A 1564-nucleotide genomic window follows, 5' to 3' on the forward strand; every position below is an offset into this window, starting at 1 on the left:
GCATCACTGGCTGCTGTACCATCAGCAACATTACTGATCTTTTTACCCGCTGCATCAATGCCTGCCGTGGTGATACTTGGGCCACCTGTGATGCTTAAGCCATTACTGTCAATAAAGGTATTGCCCGTGCTGATGCTGGTCAGGCCTGTCAGGGTTTTATTCAGGCTCACTGCGATCTGGCCCTGACTTGCCGTTGTCGTGATGTTCCCATCCCCAAGCACTGACAATGTCGAGCCAAGTTTATTCACCGAGCTGCCACTATCTCCTGTAAAGGTCAGCGGTGTAGACACTGCTGTATTTAAACTGCTGATCGCATCTTTTACATTGTCATACTCAGTATTTTTGACAGTATAAACAGGAGCTACAATACCTCCTGTTTCACTATTTACTGTAGTTCCTAAAGCCCGTGCAATATTCGATGTAGTTGTCTCTAAAGTTTGATTGGTCGAATACAATTGTGAACCATTAATTGCATCTGTACTTGATGCAGAAATACGGCCAGCTGCAACATTTTGTATTTGACGTTCATTTCCAGCTGAACCCACAGATACAACATTTCCAGCCAATGGAGTACCACCTGCAAATGTATAGGTTTTTCCATTAATTGTTGATGAAGCAGTGACTACGGCAGCTGATGCAACAGAGCTGGAACCCAAAGCAACAGCACCATTTAAACCAGAACCAACTGTAGCATTATCACCTAATGACAAGGCATTATTTGAAGAAACTTTAGCTTTTGAACCTATCGCTATGGATGAACTCCCTGCAACAGAAATATTATCACCTAATGCAATATTTGAAGTGTTTGCAATAGTATTATTAACACCAATTGCAATACCATTCGACACATCATTAGTGGTCAAGGTTGTACCTGTTCCCATTCTGATACTGTTTGTAGCGGTCGTACCTGATCGGCTTCCTACACCAATCACTCCACTATTTACATCAAGCCTTCCACCCAATGTCAAACTTGTAGCACCACTTCCACCAGTATTTCCATAAAACAGAACACGTGTAGTTTGTGTTGCGATATCCGTTGTGGAACAAAGCATAGAGGCTGAGCCTCCTAACTGAGTAGTGGTTGGCAATGATCCTGATGTTATCTGAGAAGTTATTGCAGAAGATGATGAAAAATTACCAATCGTTCTATAACCATCAGTATCATATGTCCATATACATTGAGTATCAGTTCCATCATTAATAAATATGCCTGGTCCCGCATTTACTTGGGATCCGATAAATAGAGCTCCTGAAACAAGCAGTGTGTGATATATACCTGAGAGAGTAAAAACCTTTACTAAACCAGTTTTCTGCTCATTTATTTGACTATTGTCAACATTTTTAGCCGTCAGACCTTTAACTTTACTTTTCGCTAACTCAGATGCAACAACCCAAATACTTAATGCAGAATTCCACACAACTTTATAAACTTTATTCATCGTCCCCCCTATTAAAACCTAAAAAAACTGCATGAATAAAACTAGTTATATTTAACCTTATTTATTATTTAGAATAAAATTTAACCAAAATATTGTTATATTTTATTGATTATTATAAATATATT

General features: G+C 39.1%; 1 protein-coding gene. It reads right to left on the reverse strand.

The window, feature by feature from the left end:
* Positions 1-1439: ESPR-type extended signal peptide-containing protein (locus tag KPC_RS19650; protein ID WP_265735832.1), on the reverse strand; the 1439-nt coding region annotated here is incomplete at its 3' end.
* Positions 1440-1564: the final 125 nt, after the last annotated feature.

Source organism: Acinetobacter stercoris (genome assembly GCF_900323515.1).
Lineage (GTDB): Bacteria > Pseudomonadota > Gammaproteobacteria > Pseudomonadales > Moraxellaceae > Acinetobacter > Acinetobacter stercoris.